The organism is Pseudomonas sp. FH4, assembly GCF_000510915.2.
Lineage (GTDB): Bacteria > Pseudomonadota > Gammaproteobacteria > Pseudomonadales > Pseudomonadaceae > Aquipseudomonas > Aquipseudomonas brenneri.
The window spans coordinates 1-23,513 of record NZ_AOHN01000014.1 but is presented as its reverse complement, the minus strand read 5'-3'; the positions used below and the strand labels follow the sequence as shown (position 1 = coordinate 23,513).

At 61.4% G+C, this 23,513-nt stretch carries 22 protein-coding genes; 9 read left to right on the top strand and 13 right to left on the bottom strand.

What is annotated here, in order from left to right; all coding sequences use genetic code 11:
• Entirely contained in the window at nt 1-1,353 is a 1,353-nt protein-coding gene (locus H097_RS10820; protein ID WP_032859777.1) for a 3-oxoacyl-ACP reductase, read from the bottom strand.
• Between the two features lie 106 nt (nt 1,354-1,459).
• On the opposite strand from H097_RS10820, the gene H097_RS10815 reads away from it, so the two are divergent.
• Nucleotides 1,460-2,737: an acetyl-CoA C-acetyltransferase gene (locus tag H097_RS10815; RefSeq protein ID WP_032859775.1), complete on the top strand. Its 1,278-nt coding sequence runs from the start codon at nt 1,460-1,462 to the stop codon at nt 2,735-2,737.
• A gap of 174 nt (nt 2,738-2,911) precedes the next feature.
• Complete coding sequence (locus H097_RS10810) at nt 2,912-3,808, top strand: PA4780 family RIO1-like protein kinase (RefSeq protein ID WP_032859773.1); 897 nt, start codon at nt 2,912-2,914, stop codon at nt 3,806-3,808.
• Nucleotides 3,809-3,956: 148 nt separating this feature from the next.
• Here H097_RS10810 and cueR read toward each other — a convergent pair whose 3' ends face one another.
• The 3 genes from cueR to H097_RS10795 form a co-directional block, all read right to left on the bottom strand.
• Nucleotides 3,957-4,364 carry a Cu(I)-responsive transcriptional regulator gene (gene cueR / locus H097_RS10805; protein ID WP_032859772.1) on the bottom strand — a complete coding sequence of 136 codons (408 nt, stop codon included), beginning with the start codon at nt 4,362-4,364 and terminating at the stop codon, nt 3,957-3,959.
• The gene (locus tag H097_RS10800; RefSeq protein WP_032859770.1) at nt 4,361-6,562 is read right to left on the bottom strand and encodes a heavy metal translocating P-type ATPase; all 2,202 of its coding nucleotides are present in this window, start codon (nt 6,560-6,562) and stop codon (nt 4,361-4,363) included. The genes cueR and H097_RS10800 overlap by 4 nt, the downstream gene beginning before the upstream one ends.
• A gap of 223 nt (nt 6,563-6,785) precedes the next feature.
• Nucleotides 6,786-7,166, bottom strand: a complete 381-nt coding sequence (locus H097_RS10795; RefSeq protein WP_032859768.1) for a hypothetical protein — start codon at nt 7,164-7,166, stop codon at nt 6,786-6,788.
• A 147-nt stretch (nt 7,167-7,313) separates the two neighbouring features.
• Here H097_RS10795 and H097_RS10790 point away from each other — a divergent pair, with 147 nt between their 5' ends.
• Nucleotides 7,314-7,511 carry a cation transporter gene (locus H097_RS10790; RefSeq protein ID WP_032859767.1) on the top strand — a complete coding sequence of 66 codons (198 nt, stop codon included), beginning with the start codon at nt 7,314-7,316 and terminating at the stop codon, nt 7,509-7,511.
• Between the two features lie 86 nt (nt 7,512-7,597).
• Nucleotides 7,598-8,791 carry a multidrug effflux MFS transporter gene (locus tag H097_RS10785; RefSeq protein ID WP_032859766.1) on the top strand — a complete coding sequence of 398 codons (1,194 nt, stop codon included), beginning with the start codon at nt 7,598-7,600 and terminating at the stop codon, nt 8,789-8,791.
• Between the two features lie 8 nt (nt 8,792-8,799).
• Here the strand turns inward: H097_RS10785 and H097_RS10780 are convergent, their stop codons facing one another.
• Together H097_RS10780 and H097_RS10775 are read right to left on the bottom strand one after the other, a co-directional pair.
• Nucleotides 8,800-8,979: a hypothetical protein gene (locus H097_RS10780; protein ID WP_032859764.1), complete on the bottom strand. Its 180-nt coding sequence runs from the start codon at nt 8,977-8,979 to the stop codon at nt 8,800-8,802.
• 149 nt (nt 8,980-9,128) lie between these two features.
• Nucleotides 9,129-10,142, bottom strand: a complete 1,014-nt coding sequence (locus H097_RS10775; protein WP_032859762.1) for a zinc-binding alcohol dehydrogenase family protein — start codon at nt 10,140-10,142, stop codon at nt 9,129-9,131.
• A 122-nt stretch (nt 10,143-10,264) separates the two neighbouring features.
• Here H097_RS10775 and H097_RS10770 point away from each other — a divergent pair, with 122 nt between their 5' ends.
• Complete coding sequence (locus H097_RS10770; protein WP_032859759.1) at nt 10,265-11,194, top strand: LysR family transcriptional regulator; 930 nt, start codon at nt 10,265-10,267, stop codon at nt 11,192-11,194.
• Nucleotides 11,195-11,328: 134 nt separating this feature from the next.
• Nucleotides 11,329-12,027, top strand: a complete 699-nt coding sequence (locus tag H097_RS10765; RefSeq protein WP_032859757.1) for a helix-turn-helix transcriptional regulator — start codon at nt 11,329-11,331, stop codon at nt 12,025-12,027.
• Between the two features lie 103 nt (nt 12,028-12,130).
• Here the strand turns inward: H097_RS10765 and H097_RS10760 are convergent, their stop codons facing one another.
• Complete coding sequence (locus H097_RS10760) at nt 12,131-13,084, bottom strand: adenosine deaminase (RefSeq protein ID WP_032859755.1); 954 nt, start codon at nt 13,082-13,084, stop codon at nt 12,131-12,133.
• Between the two features lie 194 nt (nt 13,085-13,278).
• Here H097_RS10760 and H097_RS10755 point away from each other — a divergent pair, with 194 nt between their 5' ends.
• Nucleotides 13,279-14,367, top strand: coding sequence for a calcium:proton antiporter (locus tag H097_RS10755; RefSeq protein WP_032859753.1), 1,089 nt, complete (start codon nt 13,279-13,281; stop codon nt 14,365-14,367).
• On the opposite strand, the gene H097_RS10750 is transcribed toward H097_RS10755, so the two are convergent.
• From H097_RS10750 to H097_RS10725, 6 genes are all read right to left on the bottom strand, one after another.
• The gene (locus H097_RS10750) at nt 14,368-15,723 is read right to left on the bottom strand and encodes an 8-oxoguanine deaminase (protein WP_032859751.1); all 1,356 of its coding nucleotides are present in this window, start codon (nt 15,721-15,723) and stop codon (nt 14,368-14,370) included.
• Between the two features lie 139 nt (nt 15,724-15,862).
• Complete coding sequence (locus H097_RS10745; protein WP_032859750.1) at nt 15,863-16,549, bottom strand: SDR family oxidoreductase; 687 nt, start codon at nt 16,547-16,549, stop codon at nt 15,863-15,865.
• A gap of 46 nt (nt 16,550-16,595) precedes the next feature.
• Complete coding sequence (locus H097_RS10740; RefSeq protein WP_032859747.1) at nt 16,596-17,177, bottom strand: YigZ family protein; 582 nt, start codon at nt 17,175-17,177, stop codon at nt 16,596-16,598.
• A 13-nt stretch (nt 17,178-17,190) separates the two neighbouring features.
• Entirely contained in the window at nt 17,191-17,850 is a 660-nt protein-coding gene (locus H097_RS10735; RefSeq protein WP_029297545.1) for a TetR/AcrR family transcriptional regulator, read from the bottom strand.
• Nucleotides 17,851-17,937: 87 nt separating this feature from the next.
• The gene (locus tag H097_RS10730) at nt 17,938-19,332 is read right to left on the bottom strand and encodes a nucleobase:cation symporter-2 family protein (protein WP_032859744.1); all 1,395 of its coding nucleotides are present in this window, start codon (nt 19,330-19,332) and stop codon (nt 17,938-17,940) included.
• Between the two features lie 86 nt (nt 19,333-19,418).
• Nucleotides 19,419-20,339: a LysR family transcriptional regulator gene (locus H097_RS10725; RefSeq protein WP_032859741.1), complete on the bottom strand. Its 921-nt coding sequence runs from the start codon at nt 20,337-20,339 to the stop codon at nt 19,419-19,421.
• Between the two features lie 125 nt (nt 20,340-20,464).
• Here H097_RS10725 and H097_RS10720 point away from each other — a divergent pair, with 125 nt between their 5' ends.
• Both H097_RS10720 and H097_RS10715 read left to right on the top strand, forming a co-directional pair.
• On the top strand, nt 20,465-21,814 hold the full coding sequence (locus H097_RS10720; protein WP_032859739.1) for an aspartate aminotransferase family protein: 1,350 nt from the start codon (nt 20,465-20,467) through the stop codon (nt 21,812-21,814).
• A 74-nt stretch (nt 21,815-21,888) separates the two neighbouring features.
• On the top strand, nt 21,889-23,382 hold the full coding sequence (locus tag H097_RS10715) for a CoA-acylating methylmalonate-semialdehyde dehydrogenase (protein ID WP_032859737.1): 1,494 nt from the start codon (nt 21,889-21,891) through the stop codon (nt 23,380-23,382).
• Nucleotides 23,383-23,513: the final 131 nt, after the last annotated feature.

Sequence of the window (23,513 nt, the reverse complement as noted above, 5' to 3'; positions counted from 1 at the left end):
TTACGCTCCCAGCAGGCTTTGCCCGCATACGCGCAGCGCCTGGCCACTGATTGCACCTGACCCCGGTTGGCCCAGCCAGGCCACGGCTTCGGCCACATCTTGCGGTAAGCCACCCTGGCCCAGCGAGCTCATGCGTCGCCCGGCTTCACGCAAGGCAAAGGGAATGTGCGCGGTCATCTGGGTCTCGATAAAACCTGGGGCCACCGCGTTGATGCTGATGCCCCGTTGCGCCAGCAGCGGCGCCCAGGCCTGGGCCAGGCCGATCAGCCCGGCCTTGCTCGCGGCGTAGTTGGTTTGCCCGCGATTGCCAGCGATGCCGCTGATCGAAGCCAGCAACACCACGCGGCCGTTGTCGTGCAGGGTGCCGCTGTCGAGCAGGGCCTTGGTCAGCACTTGCGGGGCATTGAGGTTGACCGCCAATACCGCGTCCCAGTATTCCGGGGTCATGTTGGCCAGGGTCTTGTCGCGGGTGATGCCGGCGTTGTGCACCACGATGTCGATGCCGTTCGGCAACTGCTCGATCAACTGCGTGGCGGCGTCATCGGCGCAAATGTCCAGGGCAATGCCGCGCCCGCCCAACCGAGCGGCGAGGGCGTCGAGATCGGCCTTGGCCTGGGGCACATCCAGCAACACAATCTCGGCACCGTCGCGGGCCAGGGTTTCGGCAATCGAAGCACCGATACCTCGTGCGGCGCCGGTCACCAGGGCCTTGAGCCCGGCCAGTGGGCGGGTCCAGTCGTGCACCTGGGTTGGGCAGGCGTTCAGGCGCAGCACCTGGCCGCTGATATAGGCACTTTTCGGCGAAAGGAAAAACCGTAGCGCACCTTCCAATTGATCCTCGGCGCCTTCTGTGACATACAGCAATTGCAAGGTGCCGCCGTTGCGCAGCTCCTTGGCCAGCGACCGGCTGAACCCTTCGAGCGCGCGCTGGGTGCTGGCGGCAAACGGTTCGCTGAGGCTTTCCGGGGCGCGGCCGAGAATCACCAGGTGTGCGCTGTGATCGAGATTTTTCAGCAGCGGCTGGAAGAACTCGCGCAGTTGCTTGAGTTGGTCGGTATGTTGCAAATGGCTGGCATCGAACAGCACCGCCTTGAGCTTGGGGCCATGCCCGGGGATCCACGGCGTGGCCTTGAGCGGTTCGGGGCCGTAGCTGTAGATGGCCTCGGTGAGTTTATTGGCAAACCCCAACACCTGGGCCGCCAGTGGGCCGCCGCCCAACAGCAGGGCGCCTTCCACCGGGCGCAGGCGTCCGGCTTGCCAGCGCTCCAGGCGTACCGGGGACGGCAGGCCAATGGCCGAGACCACGCGGTGGCCAAGGCTTGAGTTGGCGAAGTCGATATAACGGTCAGACATGGAACGCTCTCCGGCTGCTGGGGTTCAAAGGGTGGACCATCAATAGGTGACAGTCGTTCCTAGTCTAGGCTCAGGATTGCACCTACCACCTAACAGGGAGCTTTCCATGACTCAGTTGCGCCGTGTCGCGATCATTGGCGGTAATCGTATCCCCTTCGCCCGTTCCAATGGCCCCTATGCCACGGCGAGTAACCAGGCCATGTTGACGGCGGCCCTGGAAGGCTTGATCGAGCGCTATAACCTGCACGGCTTGCGCATGGGTGAAGTGGCCGCAGGCGCGGTGCTCAAGCATTCGCGGGACTTCAACCTGACCCGCGAATGCGTGCTGGGCTCGCGCCTGTCGCCACAAACCCCGGCCTATGACATTCAACAGGCCTGCGGCACCGGGCTGGAAGCGGCGCTACTGGTGGCTAACAAGATTGCCCTGGGGCAGATCGAATGCGGGATCGCCGGCGGGGTCGATACCACTTCCGACGCGCCCATCGGGGTGAATGAGGGCCTGCGCAAAATCTTGCTGCAAGCCAATCGCAGCCAATCCATGGCGGATAAATTAAAAGTCCTGTTACAACTTCGCCCGCATCACCTCAAGCCGGAACTGCCGCGCAATGGTGAACCGCGTACTGGCCTGTCCATGGGCCAGCATTGCGAACTGATGGCGCAGACCTGGCAGATCCCCCGCGCCGAGCAGGACCAACTGGCCTTGGAAAGCCATCAGAAAATGGCCGCGTCCTACGCCGAGGGCTGGCACAACGATTTGCTCACACCGTTCCTGGGCCTGACCCGTGACAACAACCTGCGCCCGGACCTGACCCTGGAAAAGCTCGCCAGCCTCAAACCGGCTTTTGAACGCAGTGAAAAGGGCACCCTGACCGCCGGCAACTCCACGCCGCTGACCGATGGCGCGTCCCTGGTGTTATTGGGCAGCGAAGCCTGGGCCAAGGAGCGTGGCCTGCCGATTCTCGCCTACCTGCGTGATGGCGAAGCGGCGGCGGTGGATTTCGTCAACGGTGCCGAAGGGCTGTTGATGGCGCCGGTATATGCCGTACCCCGTTTGCTGGCGCGCAATGGCCTGACGCTGCAGGATTTTGATTACTACGAAATTCACGAAGCCTTCGCCGCCCAAGTGTTGTGCACGCTCAAGGCCTGGGAAGATGCCGATTACTGCAAGACCCGCCTGGGCCTGGACGCGCCGTTGGGCTCTATCGACCGCAGCCGCCTGAACGTCAAGGGCAGCTCCCTGGCCGCTGGGCATCCATTTGCCGCCACCGGTGGGCGTATTGTCGCCAACCTGGCCAAGCTGCTGGACGCCGCCGGCAAGGGGCGCGGGCTGATTTCGATCTGTGCTGCGGGCGGGCAGGGCGTGACGGCGATCATTGAGCGCTGATCTCGGCTATCATCCGAACGCCTTGAGCAATAGCGGCTTTGTCGGATTAATCTGGCATATTGGATGCATTCTTTAGCAGATCAAGGCTCGTTACCCTCTCCCCGCTGTGCGAGGATTGCCGTATAACGAGTGCCATACGCGTGTTTGGTAATAAAGGACCCACAATAAAAGCTGATGAAGACTCCTAAACGCATTGAACCCCTGATCGAGGACGGTCTGGTCGACGAAGTGCTGCGCCCACTCATGAGTGGTAAAGAAGCAGCTGTTTATGTGGTGCGCTGCGGCAACGAATTACGTTGCGCCAAGGTCTACAAGGAGGCGAATAAACGAAGCTTTCGTCAGGCGGCCGAATACCAGGAAGGCCGCAAGGTCCGCAACAGCCGGCAGGCCCGGGCCATGGCCAAGGGCTCCAAGTTCGGCAAGAAAGAAACCGAAGACGCCTGGCAGAACGCTGAAGTAGCGGCGCTGTTTCGCCTGGCCGGTGCGGGTGTTCGCGTGCCACAGCCCTACGACTTCCTTGAAGGCGTGTTGCTGATGGAGTTGGTGGCCGATGAATACGGTGACGCGGCGCCACGCCTGAACGACGTGGTCCTGGAACCGGATCAGGCCCGTGAGTATCACGCGTTCCTGATCTCGCAGATCGTGCTGATGCTGTGTACCGGTCTGGTGCACGGTGATCTTTCCGAGTTCAACGTATTGCTGACGCCGACGGGCCCGGTGATCATCGACTTGCCTCAGGCGGTGGATGCGGCGGGTAACAACCACGCATTCAGCATGCTGGAGCGGGACGTGGGCAACATGGCTTCGTATTTCGGGCGGTTTGCCCCCGAATTGAAGACCACCAAGTACGCCAAGGAAATGTGGGCGCTGTACGAAGCCGGCACCTTGCATCCGGCCAGTGTGTTGACTGGCGAGTTCGACGAGCCGGAAGAATTGGCGGATGTCGGCGGCGTGATGCGTGAGATCGAAGCGGCGCGGCTTGACGAAGAGCGGCGCCAGGCGATCCGTGCGGCGGATGATGCACCACCGGGCAAACCGGCGGAAGAACCGCCGCCGCCTTGGATGCAGTGATCGCCCAGCACACTGGGGGTTAAAAAATGTGGGAGCTGGCTTGCCTGCGATGCAGGCACCTCGGTACATCAGTTGCACCGAGGTGATGCTATCGCGGGCAAGCCCGGCTCCCACACAAGCCCGCTCCCACATTGGGTTTTGCGTTCGGTCAGTTGGATCCGCAGCAACTGCCCGACGCCAACTCCTTGAGAATCGGACAATCGGGCCGGTGATCGCCCTGGCAGTGCTCCACCAAGTCCTGCAACGTATCGCGCAACTGCCCCAGTTCGCGGATCTTTTGATTCAACTCCTCGATATGCTGGCGAGCCAACGCCTTGACGTCGGCACTGGCCCGTTGCCGGTCCTGCCACAGCTCCAGCAGCTTGCCGACTTCTGCCAGTGAAAACCCCAAGTCCCGCGAGCGCTTGATAAACGCCAGGGTGTGCAGGTCGTCGGCGCTATACAGGCGATAGCCACTGTCGCTGCGATGGGCCGGCTTGAGCAGGTTGATGGATTCGTAATAACGAATCATCTTTGCGCTCAAGCCGCTTTGCCGGGCTGCCTGGCCGATGTTCATGAGCGGTGATCCTCCAGATCCTTGGGTTTCCAGGTTTTCAACAGCAGTGCGTTGCTGACCACGCTGACGCTGGACAGGGCCATGGCGGCGCCGGCCAACACCGGATTGAGCAGGCCGAACACGGCCAGCGGAATGCCGATCAAGTTATACACAAAGGCCCAGAACAGATTCTGCCGGATTTTCGCGTAGGTCTTGCGGCTGATTTCCAGGGCTGCCGGCACCAGGCGTGGATCGCCACGCATCAGCGTGATACCCGCCGCGTGCATCGCCACGTCGGTGCCGCCGCCCATGGCGATGCCGATATCCGCGGCGGCCAGGGCCGGGGCATCGTTGATGCCGTCGCCGACCATGGCCACCACGCCAGTCTTTTTCAGCTCGGCGACGGTGGCGGCTTTGTCGGCGGGCAACACTTCGGCGTGCACATCATCGATGCCCAGCGCTTGTGCCACCACGCGGGCACTGCCGCGGTTGTCGCCGGTCAGCAAGTGGCTGCTGATGTGTCGCGCCTTGAGCTGTTGCACGGCTTGCAGGGCACCGTCCTTGAGGGTGTCGCCAAAGGCAAACAGGCCCAGCACCCGAGGTTCCGGGCTTTGCTCGATCAACCAGGACAAGGTGCGGCCTTCAGCTTCCCAGGCACTGGCGTTGGCGGCCAGGTCACCCGGCTTCAAGCCGGTCTCATCGAGCAGGCGCCGATTGCCCAGGGCCAGTTGCCGACCGTCCAGGGTGCCGGCAATGCCGCGCCCGGTCAGGGATTGGCTGGCGCTGACATCGGCAACCGGCAGGCCTTGATCATTGCAGGCGTCCAGTACCGCCTTGGCCAATGGGTGTTCGCTACCGCGTTGCAGGGCGCCGGCCTGTTGCAGCAACAGTGCTTCGTTGCCATCCACTGCACTGAGGTGGGCGATTTTGGGGGCGCCGGAAGTGAGGGTGCCGGTCTTGTCGAACACCACCGCGCTGACTTCGTGGGCGCGCTCCAGGGCTTCGGCGTCCTTGATCAAAATCCCGTGGCGGGCCGCGACACCGGTGCCGGCCATGATTGCGGTCGGCGTGGCCAGGCCTAATGCGCAAGGGCAGGCAATCACCAGCACCGCGACGGCATTGATCAATGCGGTTTCCAGCGGTGCACCATACAACCACCAGCCAACCAGGGTGGCGAGGGCGATCACCAGCACGGTCGGCACAAACACCTGGCTGACTTTATCCACCAGTTTCTGGATCGGCGCCTTGGCCGCCTGGGCGTCTTCGACCAGGCGAATGATCCGCGCCAGCACGCTTTCTGCGCCGAGGGCCAGGGTGCGTACCAGCAAACGGCCTTCACCGTTGATCGCGCCGCCGGTGACTTTATCCCCCGGTTGTTTCGGCACTGGCAGGCTTTCCCCGGTGATCAAGGCTTCGTCGGCATGGCTTTGGCCTTCGACCACTTCGCCATCTACCGGGAAACGTTCGCCGGGCTTGACCAGCACCAGATCATTGAGGCGCAGGGCGCTGATCGCGACCTCTTGCTCGCGGCCATCGATCACCTGAATCGCCCGCTCTGGCCGCAAGGCCTCCAGGGCGCGGATGGCGCTGGCAGTCTGGCGTTTGGCGCGGCTTTCCATGTATTTGCCAAGCAGCACCAGGGCGATCACCACCGCCGAGGCTTCGAAGTACAAGTGCGGCTCGACGCCAGCCGGCGCGCTGAGCCACTGGTAGATACTCAGGCCATAGCCTGCGCTGGTGCCGATGGCCACCAGCAGGTCCATGTTGCCCGCGCCGGCGCGCACGGCTTTCCAGGCGGCGACATAGAAGCGCGCACCAAAGATGAACTGCACGGGGGTGGCGAGCAGGAATTGCACCCAGGCCGGTAGCATCCAGTGCAGGCCGAACGGTTGCACCAGCATCGGCAGGACCAGCGGCAACGCCAGCGCAATGGCCATCACCAGCGACCAACGTTCGCGTTTCAGGCGTTGTTCCTGGCTGGCTTGGGTGGCGGTTTCGCTTTGCGGCAGGGTGGCGGTGTAGCCGGCTTTTTCCACGGCGGCGATCAGCACGGCGGGGTCCATCTGGCCCGTCACCTCGACGTGGGCCCGTTCATTGGCCAGGTTGACGCTGACGTTTTGCACGCCGGGCACCTTGTTCAGGGCGCGTTCGACCCGCCCGACGCAACTGGCGCAGGTCATGCCGCTGATCGGCAGGTCGAAGGTGGTGGATCCATTCATGGGGCGTTCCTCCAGGAAAAGTTGCCTGTAGGATCAACCTTGACCTGATAGGAAGGTCAAGCCCCTTAATTCACGGCAAGCCCTGATACCGTTTTTCTGTAGGCGCGAGCTTGCTCGCGAAAAACTGGAGAGCGCCGCGTTTACCCGGTAAACACGCGTTATCGTTGACGTTCTTCGCGAGCAAGCTCGCTCCTACAGAAAACGGCATTGAGACAGGTTCGCGTCAGTAACCGAGCTTGGCGGCCTTGAGGTACATGCCGTCGGCGCCCTGGGCAATGCGCAATTTGCGCACGTCGCCGGCTTTGAGCGTGATCTCTTGGGCCTTGGGCGCCAGAAGCCCCGGCAGGCATCCGGGAACCTGGCCCGGCAGCAATTTGAGCCGCAGCGAGACCTTGCCTTCCGGGAAGTTGAATGAGGTGGATTGCTCCTGGAACAGCCGTCCGGCCAACTGGTCATTGACGTACAGGCCGACCTCACAGTTGGTCGGTACTTCCAGGCGCTCCCTGGAAATGATCAGCACCGCATAGTCCTCGGCGGCGCTGGCCTGGGGGACAGCGGCGAACAGGCTCAACAGGCTGACAAGGCCAAAAAACGACCAGCGCATGGTGAATTCTCCGGGTTTCAAATCGTGGATGGTTGCAGCTTGGCCGACGCCGCCAGGGAATACCAGCCCGGCGCTTGTTTTCAGTGCTTGACCTTGCCATCGTGGCAAGGATGAGACTGGGTGCAACCTCACTCAAGGAGTCATGTCATGCAAATATTCAGCGTTGAAGGAATGACCTGCGGCCACTGCGTCCGGGCCGTGACCCAAGCGGTACAAGCGAAGGATCCGGCCGCCAGTGTGAATGTGAATCTGGCCGCCAAGGAAGTCGGTGTGGAAAGTCGTTTGTCGCCGGACGAAGTGATCAGCCTGATCACCGAAGAAGGCTACAGCGCCAAGCTCGCCTGATTATTTAATAGGTAGCGAGCTAACGTAATGTTCAAGGCACCCAAGCGCGGCTAGACTGTCGGGCTGCCGACTCTTCCGGGTGCCTGATGAACCTTCGCATAATCCTTATTCTTGGGGCCTTGAGCGCATTTGCGCCGCTGGCTATCGATTTTTACCTGCCGGGCTTCCCGGCCATGGCGGTGGCGTTCGGCACCGACGAAAAACATATCCAGCTGACCCTGGCCGTGTATTTCACGGGCCTTGCGATCGGCCAGTTGATCTATGGGCCGCTGGCGGATCGTTTCGGGCGGCGCATCCCGCTGTTGAGCGGTGTCACCTTGTTCACCGTGGCCTCCCTGGCGTGCGCCTATGCGCCGTCCCTGGAATGGCTGATCGGTGCGCGCTTCGTCCAGGCCCTGGGCGGGTGTGCGGGCATGGTGATTTCCCGGGCGGTGGTCAGCGACAAGTGCGACGCGGTGGGCTCGGCCAAGGTCTTTTCGCAATTGATGCTGGTGGTCGGGCTGGCGCCGATCCTGGCGCCGATGCTCGGTGGGGTGATGGTCAGCCTGTGGGGCTGGCAGTCGATTTTCCTCGCGTTGACGGTATTCAGCGTCGGCGCCGGGGTGGCGGTGGCTATCGGTTTGCCGGAGAGTTTTCCGGCCCATCAGCCTCGGCAGCCACTGTCCGGGGCGTTGCGCCAATACGGGCGGCTGCTGGCTGATCGGGTGTACCTGGGGTATGCCGTGACCGGTGGTATCGCAATTGGCGGGATGTTCGCCTACATCGCCGGCTCACCTTTCGTATTTATCAAGCTCTACGGCGTGCCGGCCGAGCACTATGGGTGGCTGTTCGGCACCAATGCCGCAGGCTTTATCCTGGTGGCCCAGGTCAACGCGCGGCTGCTGTCCAAGCGCGGCCCGGCGTTTCTGCTGACCCGCACGGTGTGGGTCTACCTCGCGGCAGCGCTGTCGCTGCTGGCGGTCAGTGCCTTGCATACCGAAGCATTGTGGCCGCTGCTGGTGCCGCTGTTCCTGTGCATCGCCAGCCTGGGTTGCATCATGCCCAATACGTCGGCGTGCGCCATGAACGGGCAGGGCGCGCGGGCCGGCAGCGCGTCGGCCCTGCTGGGCTGCATCCAGTTTGGCGTGGCCGCAGGTGCGGCATCGTTGGTCGGCGCACTGCACGACGGCACGGCCATGCCGATGTCGATCGTCATCAGCTTGTGTGGGGTGTTGGCGGTAGTGGTGGCCATGTTGACCCAGCGCCTGCAACGGCAGCGAACCTTGCAAGCGCAGGCCTGACCGCTTTTTCAGCCAGTAGCGCGCTGCTGGCTTTCGGGAAAACGATGGGGTGCCTGGATTCGGTTTTGCAGGGTGTTGGCGAAGGCGCGAGCCTCGGCTTCACTGCGGAAGGTAAAGGCGTCGTGGTCCAGGCGGACCTGCCATTTGTTGCCTTGGGATTTTGCTAACGCTTTTATCAGGATCTTCATTGCTGACTTCCTCACGTAAAAGATTGCGTGGCAAAGGCGGCCAATATAAACCCGAATACGCTCACAAATATGACAAGGATCAAGTCTCTGACTAGCGGTGCCGTCCGTTACCTACAGCGATAACGGATGACACTGACAGAGCCCGCGTCTTAGAAGCCTTCCAACACGATCTTGCCCTTGGCCTTGCCGCTTTCCAGCAAGGCATGGGCTCGGCGCAGGTTCGCCGCATTGATCACGCCGAAGTGTTCGCCCACCGTGGTTTTCAGGGTGCCGGCGTCGATCAGCTCGGCGACCCGATTGAGCAGGTTGTGCTGCTCGATCATGTCAGCGGTCTCGAACATCGAGCGGGTGTACATGAACTCCCAGTGCAGCGACAGGCTCTTGCGCTTGAGCTTGGTCACATCCAGGGCCTTGGGATCGTCGATCAATGCCAGTTTGCCCTGGGGTGCGAGGGCTTCGACCAATTGGTCCAGGTGCTGGTCGGTCTGGGTCAGGCTGGCGACGTGGGTCACCTGTGGGTGGCCGGCGCGCTTGAGCTCTTCGCTCAGGGGCTGGCTGTGATCGACCACCAGGTCGGCCCCCAGATCCTTGGCCCAGGCCTGGGTGTCCGGGCGCGAGGCGCTCCCGATCACCTTGAGTGCGGTGAGTTGCGCAGCCAGTTGGGTGAGGATCGAGCCTACGCCGCCGGCAGCGCCGACAATCAGCAGGCTCTGGCCTTGATCGGCCTTGCCTTCAGCCACTTGCAGGCGTTCGAACAGTAGCTCCCAGGCGGTGATGGCGGTCAGCGGCAGGGCGGCGGCTTCGGCAAAACCCAGGCTTTTTGGCATATGGCCGACAATCCGCTCATCCACCGTGTGCAGTTCGCTGTTGCCGCCCGGGCGTGTCAGGGAGCCGGCGTAAAACACCTTGTCACCGGCCTTGAACAGCGTGACGTCGCTGCCGACCGCCTTGACCACGCCGGCCACATCCCAGCCCAGCACTTTGGCTGCGCCGTTTTCCGGAGCGACGTTCTGGCGGATCTTGGTGTCCACCGGGTTGACCGAGATGGCTTTGACTTCCACCAGCAAGTCACGCGGGCCGGCCACTGGCTCAGGCAATTCGATGTCTTGCAGGGACTTGGGGTCGTTGATCGGCAATGCGGCGTAGTAGGCGATGGCTTTCATGGCGCGTTCCATAGAGGGGCGAATGTGATGGACAGATCATTAGCTATTTCTCTTGCAGATAAAACCCGCTAAAAGAGCACTCTCTTTCAACGGATTTTTGATAATTCCTCGGGACGGTGGTCATGCTGCGTTTTGATGATTTGCAGTTGTTCGTGCGTGCGGCGGATTTGGGCAGTTTGTCTGCCGCCGCACGGGTCATGGATATGTCGGCGGCAGTGGCCAGTGCGGCGTTAAAACGCATCGAACAACAATTGGGCGTGCGCTTGCTGGCGCGCTCCACCCGCAGCCTGCGCCTGACCGCCGAGGGTGAAGGTTTTCTGCAGTACGCCCGCGGTGCCTTGAGCCAACTGGATGAGGGGCGGCGGTTGCTGGCCAGCGGCCAGGATCATGTCAGCGGTGTCCTGCAGTTGTCGGCGCCTTCGGACTTCGGACGCAACCTGTTGCTGCCCTGGCTCGACGAGTTTCAGCGTGAACACCCGCAGTTGAACGTGCGCCTACTGCTGGGCGACCGGATCGCCGACCTGTTCCGCCAGCCGGTGGATATCGCCTTGCGCTATGGCGAACCCGAGGATTCGAGCCTGGTGGCCTTGCCGGTCGCGCCAGACAACCGCCGAGTGTTGTGCGCGGCGCCCAGCTACCTGGCCCGACATGGCGAGCCGCGCCATCTGGAAGAACTGGCCCAGCACAATTGCCTGCTGTTTATGCTCGGCAGCCGGGTGCACGACCATTGGAGCTTTCAGGATGCTAGACGGGAAATCAGCCTGACCGTCAGCGGCGACCGTTTCAGTGACGACGCTGATGTCGTGCGGCGTTGGGCCGTGGCTGGGGTGGGCATTGCCTACAAGTCCTGGCTGGATGTCAGCGCCGATGTGCTGGCCGGCCGCTTGCAGTTGCTCTTGCCGGAGCTGCTGGGTGAGCGCACACCGCTCAATCTGCTGTGCGCCCATCGTGCGCAATTGAGTAAGCCGATCAACCTCCTGCGTGAAATGCTCGTGGCACGTTGTGGGAAGTTGAGCGCGCAGTTGCCTGAACGACGGGGGACTACACAATAACCTCGGGAAATTCAGGAAATTTCAGGCAGTAGCTGTCGCTGATTTGGCTGTAAGACGCCACGGAATCCGCTGCTCACACACTTATACTTTTCGGCGAAATGGAGCAGACCAACGATTGAACAGGGAGTGAGTACATGGAACAGGCACCTTGCATCAGCCAGATCGCAACATTGTTGGCCGACCCCAAACGCACCGCGATGATCTGGGCGTTGATGGACGGCTCGGCCAAGCCCTCCGAGGAGTTGGCGATGTTGGCTGGGTTATCGGCTTCATCGGCGAATGCGCATTTGGCGCGTTTGGCGGCCGGTGGATTACTACGTATTGAAGCCCGCGGGCGTAAACGCTTCTTCCGCATGGCGGCAGCGGATGTGGGCGCAGCCGTCGATGCATTGGCCAGTACCACGATGGCTAGCGTGGCGCGCAGTGCATCCAGCCGGCCGGTGACGGCATTGCTGGCGCCGGCTTCGTTGCGCCAGGCACGGATATGCCACGATCATCTTGGGGGGGAAATGGCGGCAGCCCTCTATCAGCGCATGGTGCTGGCAAAGTGGATTGAACGCTTTGAACAGTGGCTCCATGTGACGCCCCTGGGTGCACGCCATTTGGCCGAGCATGGCATTTTCACCCAGGCCCTGGCCCAGCATAGTTTCTCGACAATGGCTTGCGATTGCTCTGACTGGAGCGAGCAGCAGCCGCACCTGGGCGGGGCGTTGGGGGCGGGATTGTTGCAGTTGTTCATGCAGTCGCGCTGGTTGAAGACGGTCAATGAGTCAAGCGCAGTGCAGGTCACCGAGACCGGGCGCTTGGAAATTGCCCGGATGGCGGCTGTGTAGGAGCGGGCTTGCCCGCGAACAATTCAAAGGCGTCGCGTTCATCCAGGATGTACGCTTTATCGTTGGCGTCCTTCGCGAGCAAGCTCGCTCCTACAGGGAGGGGTCAGGGCTTGACCAGGCGTGCATCCAGGCTGTTTTGCGCCAGGCGGCGGGCCTGGTCCTGGGTCATGCCCAGCGAGGTGTGCAGCGCGTGGAAGTTCTCGGTGACATAACCGCCGAAATACGCCGGGTCATCGGAGTTCACGGTGACCTTCACCCCACGCTCCAGCATGTCGAGGATGTTGTGCTGGGCCATGTCGTCGAATACACACAGCTTGGTATTGGACAGCGGGCACACGGTCAGGGGGATCTGCTCGTCGATGATCCGCTGCATCAGGCGCTCGTCTTCGATGGCGCGCACGCCATGGTCGATACGCTGGATTTTCAGCAGGTCGAGGGCTTCCCAGATGTATTCCGGTGGGCCTTCTTCGCCAGCATGGGCGACGGTCAGGAAACCTTCGCCACGGGCGCGATCGAACACACGCTGGAATTTGCTCGGTGGGTGGCCCATTTCCGAGCTGTCCAGGCCCACGGCGACAAACGCATCACGGAACGGCAGCGCCTGGTCGAGGGTTTTTTGCGCTTGCTCTTCGCTCAGGTGGCGCAGGAAGCTGAGGATCAGGCCGCTGGTGATACCCAGTTGCTGCTCGCCGTCCTTGAGTGCGCTGGCGATGCCATTGAGCACCACTTCAAAGGGAATGCCACGGTCGGTGTGGGTCTGCGGGTCGAAGAACGGTTCGGTATGGATCACGTTCTGCGCCTTGCAACGCAGCAGGTAGGCCCAGGTCAGGTCGTAGAAATCCTGGGACGTGCGCAATACATCGGCGCCCTTGTAATAGAGGTCGAGAAACTCCTGCAGGTTGTTGAAGGCGTAGGCCTTGCGCAGGGTTTCGACGTCGTTCCACGGCAATGCGATTTTGTTGCGTTCGGCCAGGGCGAACAGCAACTCGGGCTCCAGCGAACCCTCCAGGTGCAGGTGCAGTTCGGCCTTGGGCAGGGCGTTGAGCCAGTCGTACATGTGTGCGTTCTCATCAGGTGCAATGGCGACATTCTACAGGCCAGGACGCAAATAATCGGTAAAACCTGACCGAGCGGTAAGCATTCTTCGTGCCTGCGGCAATGGAGGAATGAACTAAGGTGTAACGAAACGTTAGCGAAACGCCGCAGTCTGTACCCCATCACAGACTGATTCGCTGTTCGAAAAGGCCCGTAATGCTCACATCCCTCAAGCAAGAAAAATTCATGTGGCTGGCGCTGCTCGCCGCCATCGCGGCCTATCCGCTGGAACACTGGCTGCTGCACAGTGGGCAGGCCACGGCGCTGCTCGGTGGCCTGGTGCTGATCGGTTTTATCGTCATGGCCTCGATGCGCGTGGCCCACCACGCCGAACTGCTCGCCGAAAAAGTCGGCGATCCTTACGGCACGATGATCCTGACCCTCGCGGCGGTGCTGGTTGAAGTGGTGATCCTGGCGATCATGATGAGCAACGAGGCGTCACCGACCCTGGTGCGCGATACGATTTACTCGGCGGTGATGCTGGATATCAACGGCATTCTCGGCCTGGCCGCACTGATGGGCGGCATCAAGCATGGCGAGCAGTCCTACAACGATGATTCGGCGCGGACCTACAGCGTGATGATCCTGACCGCCATGGGCGTGTCCATGGTGGTGCCGGAATTTATCCCCGAGGCCGACTGGAAAATCTACTCGGCCTTCACCATTGGCGCGATGGTGGTGTTGTACGCCTTGTTCCTGCGCATGCAGGTGGGACCACACAGTTACTTCTTCAGCTACAGCTATCCGGAAAAACGCCGCAAGCCGCTGCCGGAAGAACAGGCTTCGCCGGTCAACCTGACATTCTCCATCGCAACCCTGGTGTTTGGCGTGGTGGTCATTGGCGCATTGGCCGAAGTGATGTCCAAGACCCTGGACCTTGGCCTGGAGGGCACGGGTGCGCCGCCGGTGATCACGGCAATCCTGGTGGCGGCGATTTCTGCCGCGCCAGAGATTCTGACCGCGTTGCGTGCGGCATTGGCCAACCGCATGCAGTCAGTGGTCAACATCGCGCTGGGGGCTTCGTTGTCGACGGTGATCTTGACTGTGCCGGTGATGGAAGCGATGGCGCTGTACACCGGCCAGCCGTTTCAGATGGCGATGACACCGGTGCAAACAGTGATGGTGTTTATCACGCTGATTGTCAGCGCGATCAACCTCAACGATGGCGAAACCAACGCCATCGAAGGGATGACCCACTTTGTACTGTTTGCGACCTTTATCATGTTGTCGCTGTTGGGGTTGTAGTCAGCCGGCGATCAACTGCCGCGCCGCCTGGCTGTGATCGGCGATCAGGCCCTTGAGGTCCATGCCCTCGATTTGCCCGTCGATCACCCGCCACTTGCCGCCCACCATCACGCGATCCGCGCGGTCGGCGCCGCATAACAGCAGCGCCGAAATCGGATCGTGGCTGCCAGAGAAGCGCAGCTCATCGAGTTTGAACAACGCCAGGTCAGCTTGTTTGCCCACGGCCAACTCGCCGATGTCGCTGCGGCCGAGCAGTTGCGCAGAGCCTTTGGTGGCCCAGCCCAGCACGCCTTCAGGGGTGATTTTTTCTGCCCCGTAGCGCAGGCGCTGGATATACAGGGCCTGACGTGCTTCGAGGATCATATTGGACGCATCGTTGGAGGCCGAACCATCCACGCCCAGGCCAATCGGCGCGCCAGCGGCGATCAGGTCCAGGGTCGGGCAGATGCCGGAGGCCAGGCGCATGTTGGAGCTTGGGCAGTGGCAAATCCCGGTGCCGGCCGCGCCCAGGCGGGCGATTTCATCGGGGTTGAAGTGAATGCCATGGGCCAGCCAGGTACGTGGGCCGAGCCAGCCGACACTGTCCAGATAGTCCACGGTGCGCAGGCCGAAGCGTTGCAGGCAGAAGTCTTCTTCGTCGAGGGTTTCGGCCAGGTGGGTGTGCAGGCGTACATCGAGCTGGTTGGCCAGTTCGGCGCTGGCGCTCATGATTTCGGGAGTGACCGAGAACGGCGAGCAGGGCGCCAGGGCAATCTGGATGTGCGCGCCGTCGCCGCGCTCGTGGTAGCGCTGGATCAGGCGCTGGCTGTCTTCGAGGATCACTTCACCTTGCTGCACGGTCTGCTGCGGTGGCAGCCCACCGTCAGCTTCGCCCAGGCTCATGGAACCGCGAGTGAGCATGGCGCGCATGCCCAGTTCGCGCACGCTGTCGACTTGCACGTCGATCGCATTTTCCAGGCCGTCGGGGAACAGGTAGTGGTGATCGGCGGCGGTGGTGCAGCCCGAGAGGAGTAATTCTGCCAGGGCGACCTTGCTGGCCAGTGCGAGTTTTTCCGGCGTCAGGCGGGCCCAGACCGGGTACAGGGTTTTCAGCCAGGGGAACAAAGGCTGGTTGACCACCGGCGCCCAGGCGCGGGTCAGGGTCTGGTAGAAGTGATGGTGGGTGTTGATCAGGCCGGGAAGGATCACATGCTCGCGGGCATCGAAGGTTTGTTCGCAGGCGATGCTCGGTTGTTGGCCGAGGGCGAGCACTTCGACGATCACGCCGTCTTGCAACACCAGGCCGCCACGGGCGTCCAGGGCATTGGCAGTGAAGATCGCGAGAGGGTTTTTTAACCAGATACGGGTCGCAGGCATTGGCCGGCTCCTCTGAATGATGGGTTCAGGTTTGCCAGCTCAGTGTTGCCCTGTCTGCTGATCCAGGGTCGCCGGTAAGGGCGAGGAGGGCAGTCTACGTGGAGTGAGCGGTGGGGTCTATCCACCGCTCATCTGCTGGTTACCAGGGAATGGTCTCGCCCTTGTAGTTGACGAAGTGATGGCCGCCCTTGCCGGTGTAGGCGTTCACTTGGGCAATCAGGCCGCGCACGCTGGTCTCCACATCCAGGTCGGCACCTTCGCCGCCCATATCGGTCTTGACCCAGCCCGGGTGCAGCGACAACACCGTCAGCTTCTGCTCGCCCAATTGCGTCACAAAACTGTTGGTCATGGAGTTCAGCGCGGCCTTGCTGGCTTTGTACAGTGCCAGGTCTGGCGCATCGGGCATGGTCACGCTGCCCAGCACCGAGCTCATGAATGCCAGCACGCCGCTGCCCTGGCGAATCTGCGGGGCAAAGCGCTGGGCGAGGTTGATCGGTGCCACGGCATTGGTGAAAAACAGCTGGCCGACTTCAGCCAGGGTCGCGTGGCCCGGGGTCTGGTTGGCCGGGCCCTTGACGCCGGCATTGACGAACAGCAGGTCAAAGGTGCGGTCCTTGAGGCGCTGGCTCAGGGCGATCACGGCTTGCTGGTCGTCCATGTCGAGTTTCTCGATCTGGACCGGGCCCACGGCTTTCAGGGCATCGGCCTTGCCCGGATCACGCACGGTGGCGGTCACGTCCCAGCCGTCCTGGAGCAATTGCTTGACCAGGCCAAGGCCCAGCCCGCGCGAGGCGCCGATGATCAATGCGGTTTTTGGCGTAGACATGAAGGCTTCCTTTGGCGTCGAGGTTCAGTGAACAACATTATCAGGTTCAACGTTGCAGCAGGATTCGCCCGCGGCTCAGGTCGGCCAACTGCGTTTGCAGGGTGTCGATATGGGCTTCGCCGAGTGCCAATTGCAGCTCAACACCGTTGGCGGTGAAGGTTTCTTCCAGCACCAGGCCGCCCAGTTCGGCGACGCGCAGCTTGACCAGGGTCAGTTCGGCGAAGCCGCAGGCGCAGCTCAAGGGCACGCGGCTGATCAGTTCGACCCGTTCGGCGTTTTGCAGGCATTTATTGGCGCCACCGCCATAGGCACGGGCCAGGCCTCCGGTGCCTAGCTGGATGCCGCCATACCAACGGACCACCAGCACCACGACCTGATCAAAGCCCTGGGCCTCGATGGCGGCCAGGATCGGGCGCCCGGCGGTGCCGCCGGGTTCGCCGTCATCGTTGCTGCGGTACTGCCCGCCCAGTTTCCAGGCCCAGCAGTTGTGCGTGGCGTTGAGGTCGCTGTGCTGCTCGATAAACGCCTGGGCGTCTTGCGGGCTGGTAATGGGTGCGGCAAAGGTGATGAAGCGGCTTTTGCGGATTTCTTCGCGAAATTCACAAAAGCCCGTAAGGGTGAAAGGCATCGGGTCGCTTCGTTCAGAGGGCCGGCTTGATGCCACAGCCCTTGAGAATAATGTGGATGAGGTTGCTGCCAGCGTCTTCCATGTCCTGCTTGGTCAGCTTGGTGCGACCGGTCACGCGGCAGATCTGGGTCGCGAAGTCAGCGTAATGCTGGGTGCTGCCCCACAGCAGGAAGATCAAGTGTACCGGATCCACGGGGTCCATCTTGCCGGCATCGATCCAGGCCTGGAACACCGCGGCCCGACCGCTGAACCAGGTGCGGTAGTCCTGGCTGAAATATTCGGTAAGGCATTCGCCACCGCTGATGATCTCCATGGCGAAGATCCGCGAGGCTTGCGGCTGGCGTCGGGAATATTCCATCTTGGTGCGGATGTAGCGAGTCAGCGCCTCGGCGGGATCATCCTCGGCGGTCAGGGTGTTGAAGGTGCTGTCCCACAGTTCGAGGATATTGCTCAGTACCGCGATATACAGCCCCAGCTTATTGGTGAAGTAATAGTGCAGGTTGGCCTTCGGCAGCCCGGCACTCGCGGCGATGGTGTTCATGCTGGTGCCTTTGTAGCCATGCCGGGCGAATTCGTCTTCGGCGGCCTGGATGATCGCTTGTTCGTTCTTTTGCCGAATGCGACTGGCGGGTTTTCCGGCGTGGCTGTTGTGGGCAGGAACTTCGAGGCTCATGGAGGTTTCCGTGCAGATCGATGAATGCGATTGCTGCACAGATAACCCACCCTCAAGCCTCAGACAAGTCCCGATACGATAAAAGCGTCAAAGCGGTTCCAGCGTGTCGTGTTCCACCAGCGGATTTGCGGCAGGTGCCGCGGCCTTGGATTCCGGCAGGATCAGGCACAACACAATGGCCGTCATCCCGCCGCTGGTGATGGCCGAGTCGAACAGGTTTTGCACCAGGGTTGGCATCAGGTGCAACAAATTCGGTTGCGCGGCGATGCCCAGGCCGACCCCAAACGAGGTGGCGATGATCAGCATGCTACGTCGATCCAGCGGGGCCTGCGCCAGGATACGCACACCAGCGGCGGCGACACTGCCGAACATCACCAGGGTTGCGCCGCCGAGCACTGGCTTGGGAATCTGCTGCAGCACCGCACCAATCAGCGGAAACAGCCCGAGACAAAACAGCACCACACCGATGTACAGGCCCACATAACGGCTGGCGACACCGGTCAATTGGATCACGCCGTTGTTCTGGGCAAAGGTGGTATTGGGGAAGGCGCTGAAGGTGGCGGCGATCATGCAACTGACACCATCCCCGAGCACGCCGCCCTTGAGCCGGCTTATATAAGAAGGACCGCTGATGGGCTGGCGGGCGATCATACAGTTGGCGGTGAGATCACCGACGGTTTCGATGCTGCTGATCAGATAAATCAGCGCGACGGGTAGGAAGGCTGTCCAGTCGAAACTGAAGCCAAAATGAAACGGCGTCGGCAGACTGATCAAGGGCAGGTCGGGCAAGGGCTGGGGCACCAACTTGCCGCTGAACCAGGCGGCAATGCTGCCCAGCACCAGGCCGATGATGATCGCGCTCAGGCGTACCCACGGCGTGTTCGAACGGTTGAGCAGGATAATCGTCAGCACCACGAACAGGCCAAGGGCCAGGTTGGTCGGGGCGCCAAAGTCCGGGGCGTTGAAGCCTCCACCCAGATCCGTGATGCCCACCTTGATCAGGCTGATGCCAATCAGGGTAATCACAATCCCGGTCACCAGCGGGGTGATGACGCGGCGCAGTTGGCCGATAAAGCGGCTCAGCACGATCTGTACCAGCGCGCCGAAAAAACACACGCCGAAGATCATCGCCAGGATGTCCTCCGGGCTGCCGCCGCGCTGCTTGACCAGGAAACCGGCCGATAACACTGCGCCGAGAAAGGCAAAGCTGGTGCCTTGCAGGCAAATCATGCCCGCGCCAATCCCAAAGGGCCTACGGGCCTGGATGAAGGTGCCTACGCCGGAAACCATCAACGCCATGCTGATCAAGTAGGGCAAGTGGGCGGCCAGGCCCAGGGTGGAGCCGATGATCAAGGGCGGGGTGATAATGCCGACGAAGCTGGCGAGCGCATGTTGCAGTGCCGCGAGCAAGGCGGGCAGTGGTTTGGGGCGGTCGTTGAGGCCGTAGATCAGGTCGTTGGGGCTGGAGGATTCTGCTGGCATGGCATGGGGACTCAGGGCTGACGGTTCATGGTCCCTATGCCTTGCAAAAAACTGTCCACTTGCTCAGGTTTTGTATGGGGCCCGTATCAGCGGGTTGCGGCCAGGCTGTCGAGAAAGCTTTCCAGCACCAAATGAGGGCGGCGGCCCTTGCGGGTGACCGAAGCCAGGCTTAAATCGTAAAAGCGTGTAGGCGATTTCAGCGCACGTAGTCGGCCTTGTTGCACCCATAGGCTGGCGTAGTGGTCGGGCAGGTAGCCGATGTAGCGCCCGGTAAGGATCAGGAAGGCCATGCCTTCGCGGTCGGAGGCGCTGGCAGTGCAGTTGAGCGCTTGATAGTGGGCCTGGATATCGGCGGGCAGACGGAAAGTCGGTGCGATGGCGTCCTGGCTATTGATGCGTGGGTCGTCCAGTTGCTTGTCGTCGGCATAAAACAGCGGATGGCCCACCGCGCAGTAGAGCAGCGAGCGCTCGCTGTACAAGGGCTGATACTCCAGGCCCGACAGCGCGCTGGCCTGGGGTACCACGCCGACATGCAGGCGCCCGTCGAGCACGCCTTGTTCCACTTCATTGGGGGCGATCATGCGGATCTGGATCTGCACATCCGGGCCGCGCTCTTTCAACTGCGCCAATGCATGGGTGATGCGCATATGGGGCAGGGTCACCAGGTTATCGGTCAGGCCGATGATCAGTTCGCCGCGCAGGTGCTGGTGCAGGCCGTTGACCTCGGTGCGGAAACTTTCCAGCGCACTCAACAGTTGCAGGGCCGATTGGTAGACCTCCCGGCCTTCTTCCGTCAGGGAGAAGCCGGCGCGCCCGCGTTGGCACAGGCGCAGGCCCAGGCGTTGTTCGAGATCGCTCATTTGCTGGCTGATGGCTGAGCGCCCGATGCCCAGCACGGTTTCCGCCGCCGAGAAGCCTCCGCACTCCACCACACTGCGAAAGATGCGCAACAGGCGGATATCGAAGTCGCTGACTTGGGCCAGTGGGTCGGGTCGGCGGCTGCTCATAGTTTAGTAAAGACCTGACTGAAGGTTAGAAGAGTTGGATTTCCTAGACTTTATCCTCGTGGCAATTTAGCTGCAACAACGCTTTTCAATCCCGACGCTGCCTTTTGCCTTGCGAGGTTTTGCTGATGAACATGCCCGAAAACGCCCCATCCACCCTGGCCAGCCAGTTGAAGCTGGACGCCCACTGGATGCCTTACACCGCCAACCGCAACTTCCAGCGCGACCCGCGTCTGATCGTGGGGGCCGAAGGCAGTTGGTTGATCGATGACAAGGGGCGCCGGGTGTACGACTCGTTGTCGGGCCTGTGGACCTGCGGCGCGGGGCACACCCGCAAGGAAATCCAGGAAGCGGTCGCCAAGCAACTGGGCACCCTGGATTACTCGCCAGGCTTCCAATACGGTCATCCGCTGTCCTTTCAGTTGGCAGAAAAGATTACCGACCTGACCCCAGGCAACCTGAACCATGTGTTTTTTACCGACTCCGGTTCCGAGTGCGCCGATACGGCGGTAAAGATGGTGCGTGCCTACTGGCGCCTGAAGGGCCAGGCGACCAAGACCAAGATGATCGGGCGTGCTCGTGGTTATCACGGGGTGAACATCGCGGGCACCAGCCTGGGCGGCGTCAACGGCAACCGTAAGATTTTTGGCCAGGCGATGATGGATGTCGATCACCTGCCGCACACCTTGCTGGCGAGCAATGCGTACTCGCGCGGTATGCCGGAGCTGGGTGGCATTGCCCTGGCTGACGAGTTGCTCAAGCTGATTGAGTTGCACGATGCATCAAATATTGCCGCGGTATTTGTTGAGCCGCTGGCTGGTTCTGCGGGGGTACTTGTTCCGCCACAGGGCTACCTCAAGCGCCTGCGTGAAATCTGTGACCAGCACAACATCCTGTTGGTGTTCGACGAAGTGATCACCGGTTTTGGCCGTACCGGCTCGATGTTCGGTGCGGACAGTTTCGGTGTGACGCCAGACCTGATGTGCATCGCCAAGCAAGTCACCAACGGTGCGATCCCAATGGGCGCGGTGATTGCCAGCAGTGAGATCTATCAGACCTTCATGAACCAGGCGACGCCTGAGTACGCGGTGGAATTCCCACACGGCTACACCTACTCGGCACACCCGGTAGCCTGTGCTGCTGGCCTGGCGGCATTGGATCTGTTGCAGAAGGAAAACCTGGTGCAGAGCGTGGCCGAAGTCGCGCCGCACTTTGAGAATGCGCTGCACGGCTTGAAGGGCAGCAAGAACGTAATCGACATCCGTAACTACGGCCTGGCCGGTGCGATCCAGATCGCGCCGCGTGATGGGGATGCCATCGTGCGTCCATTCGAAGCGGGCATGGCGTTGTGGAAGGCCGGGTTCTATGTGCGTTTTGGCGGCGACACCCTGCAGTTCGGCCCAACCTTCAACAGCAAGCCGCAGGACCTGGATCGCTTGTTCGATGCCGTCGGCGAAGTGCTGAACAAGATCGACTGATTTCTCCTTCTATATAGAACAACAGCCTGGCGCGACGCGTGTCGCGCCTGTGGACAACTTTTCAGGAGCCTTGCATGAGCCTTATCCAGCATTTGATCAATGGCGAAATGGTCAACGACAGCGGTCGTAGTGCCGACGTTTACAACCCGTCCACCGGCCAGGTGATTCACCAGGTGCCATTGGCCAGCCGTGAAACCATTCAACAGGCGATCGACTCGGCCAGGGCGGCATTTCCGGCCTGGCGTAATACGCCACCGGCCAAACGCGCCCAGGTGATGTTTCGTTTCAAGCAATTGCTGGAGCAGAACGAAGCGCGTATCTCGCAGTTGATCAGCGAAGAGCATGGCAAGACCCTGGAAGACGCGGCCGGTGAGTTGAAGCGCGGGATCGAGAACGTCGAGTACGCGTGTTCGGCGCCGGAGATCCTCAAGGGTGAATACAGCCGTAACGTCGGCCCGAACATTGATGCCTGGTCCGACTTTCAGCCGCTGGGCGTGGTGGCCGGTATTACGCCGTTCAACTTCCCTGCCATGGTGCCGCTGTGGATGTATCCACTGGCCATCGTCTGCGGTAACTGCTTCATCCTCAAGCCATCGGAGCGCGACCCAAGCTCGACGCTGCTGATTGCCCAGTTGTTGCAGGAAGCCGGTTTGCCCAAAGGCGTGTTGAGTGTGGTCCATGGCGACAAGGGCGCGGTGGATGCACTGATCGAGGCACCTGAGGTCAAGGCCTTGAGTTTTGTTGGCTCGACGCCGATTGCCGAGTACATCTATTCCGAAGCGACCAAGCGCGGCAAGCGTGTGCAGGCGCTGGGCGGGGCGAAGAACCATGCGGTGCTGATGCCGGATGCGGATCTGGATAACGCCGTGAGTGCCTTGATGGGCGCCGCCTATGGCTCCTGCGGCGAGCGTTGCATGGCGATCTCGGTGGCGGTCTGCGTGGGTGACCAGGTGGCGGATGCATTGATTGCCAAGCTGGTGCCGCAGATCAAGGCACTGAAGATTGGTGCGGGTACTTCCTGTGGCCTGGACATGGGGCCACTGGTTTCTGCGCAGGCGCGCGACAAGGTCAGCGGCTATATAGAAGACGGTGTGTCTTCGGGCGCTGAGCTGGTGGTCGATGGGCGTGGCCTGAGCGTTGCCGGGAATGAAGATGGTTTCTTCCTGGGCGGCTGCCTGTTTGATCGCGTGACGCCCGAGATGCGCATCTATAAAGAAGAGATATTTGGCCCAGTGCTGTGCGTCGTCCGGGTGAACAGCCTGGAAGCGGCGATGCAACTGATCAACGACCATGAATATGGCAACGGTACCTGCATCTTTACCCGTGACGGTGAGGCGGCGCGGCTGTTCTGTGACGAGATTGAAGTGGGCATGGTGGGGGTTAACGTGCCATTGCCGGTGCCGGTGGCTTATCACAGCTTTGGTGGCTGGAAGCGTTCGCTGTTTGGCGACTTGCATGCCTATGGGCCGGACGGGGTGCGTTTCTATACCCGTCGCAAGGCGATCACCCAGCGCTGGCCACAGCGTGCAAGCCATGAAGCATCGCAGTTCGCCTTCCCTAGTTTGTAAGGTCGGATGAGCAGAAGGCCGGCCCCTTGGGGCCGGCCTTTGCGTTTCTGGAGCTTTTTTGACCGATATGACAGAAATGTGAAAGTAACGGTTGACGGCGATTTATATCTGTCTATAATTCGCCCCACTTC

What these genes read in the sequence shown, in the direction of transcription:
- H097_RS10820 (WP_032859777.1), bottom strand. Translation starts at nt 1,353, where the DNA reads ATGTCTGACCGTTATATCGACTTCGCCAACTCAAGCCTTGGCCACCGC.
- H097_RS10815 (WP_032859775.1), top strand. Translation starts at nt 1,460, where the DNA reads ATGACTCAGTTGCGCCGTGTCGCGATCATTGGCGGTAATCGTATCCCC.
- H097_RS10810 (WP_032859773.1), top strand. Translation starts at nt 2,912, where the DNA reads ATGAAGACTCCTAAACGCATTGAACCCCTGATCGAGGACGGTCTGGTC.
- cueR (WP_032859772.1), bottom strand. Translation starts at nt 4,364, where the DNA reads ATGAACATCGGCCAGGCAGCCCGGCAAAGCGGCTTGAGCGCAAAGATG.
- H097_RS10800 (WP_032859770.1), bottom strand. Translation starts at nt 6,562, where the DNA reads ATGAATGGATCCACCACCTTCGACCTGCCGATCAGCGGCATGACCTGC.
- H097_RS10795 (WP_032859768.1), bottom strand. Translation starts at nt 7,166, where the DNA reads ATGCGCTGGTCGTTTTTTGGCCTTGTCAGCCTGTTGAGCCTGTTCGCC.
- H097_RS10790 (WP_032859767.1), top strand. Translation starts at nt 7,314, where the DNA reads ATGCAAATATTCAGCGTTGAAGGAATGACCTGCGGCCACTGCGTCCGG.
- H097_RS10785 (WP_032859766.1), top strand. Translation starts at nt 7,598, where the DNA reads ATGAACCTTCGCATAATCCTTATTCTTGGGGCCTTGAGCGCATTTGCG.
- H097_RS10780 (WP_032859764.1), bottom strand. Translation starts at nt 8,979, where the DNA reads ATGAAGATCCTGATAAAAGCGTTAGCAAAATCCCAAGGCAACAAATGG.
- H097_RS10775 (WP_032859762.1), bottom strand. Translation starts at nt 10,142, where the DNA reads ATGAAAGCCATCGCCTACTACGCCGCATTGCCGATCAACGACCCCAAG.
- H097_RS10770 (WP_032859759.1), top strand. Translation starts at nt 10,265, where the DNA reads ATGCTGCGTTTTGATGATTTGCAGTTGTTCGTGCGTGCGGCGGATTTG.
- H097_RS10765 (WP_032859757.1), top strand. Translation starts at nt 11,329, where the DNA reads ATGGAACAGGCACCTTGCATCAGCCAGATCGCAACATTGTTGGCCGAC.
- H097_RS10760 (WP_032859755.1), bottom strand. Translation starts at nt 13,084, where the DNA reads ATGTACGACTGGCTCAACGCCCTGCCCAAGGCCGAACTGCACCTGCAC.
- H097_RS10755 (WP_032859753.1), top strand. Translation starts at nt 13,279, where the DNA reads ATGCTCACATCCCTCAAGCAAGAAAAATTCATGTGGCTGGCGCTGCTC.
- H097_RS10750 (WP_032859751.1), bottom strand. Translation starts at nt 15,723, where the DNA reads ATGCCTGCGACCCGTATCTGGTTAAAAAACCCTCTCGCGATCTTCACT.
- H097_RS10745 (WP_032859750.1), bottom strand. Translation starts at nt 16,549, where the DNA reads ATGTCTACGCCAAAAACCGCATTGATCATCGGCGCCTCGCGCGGGCTG.
- H097_RS10740 (WP_032859747.1), bottom strand. Translation starts at nt 17,177, where the DNA reads ATGCCTTTCACCCTTACGGGCTTTTGTGAATTTCGCGAAGAAATCCGC.
- H097_RS10735 (WP_029297545.1), bottom strand. Translation starts at nt 17,850, where the DNA reads ATGAGCCTCGAAGTTCCTGCCCACAACAGCCACGCCGGAAAACCCGCC.
- H097_RS10730 (WP_032859744.1), bottom strand. Translation starts at nt 19,332, where the DNA reads ATGCCAGCAGAATCCTCCAGCCCCAACGACCTGATCTACGGCCTCAAC.
- H097_RS10725 (WP_032859741.1), bottom strand. Translation starts at nt 20,339, where the DNA reads ATGAGCAGCCGCCGACCCGACCCACTGGCCCAAGTCAGCGACTTCGAT.
- H097_RS10720 (WP_032859739.1), top strand. Translation starts at nt 20,465, where the DNA reads ATGAACATGCCCGAAAACGCCCCATCCACCCTGGCCAGCCAGTTGAAG.
- H097_RS10715 (WP_032859737.1), top strand. Translation starts at nt 21,889, where the DNA reads ATGAGCCTTATCCAGCATTTGATCAATGGCGAAATGGTCAACGACAGC.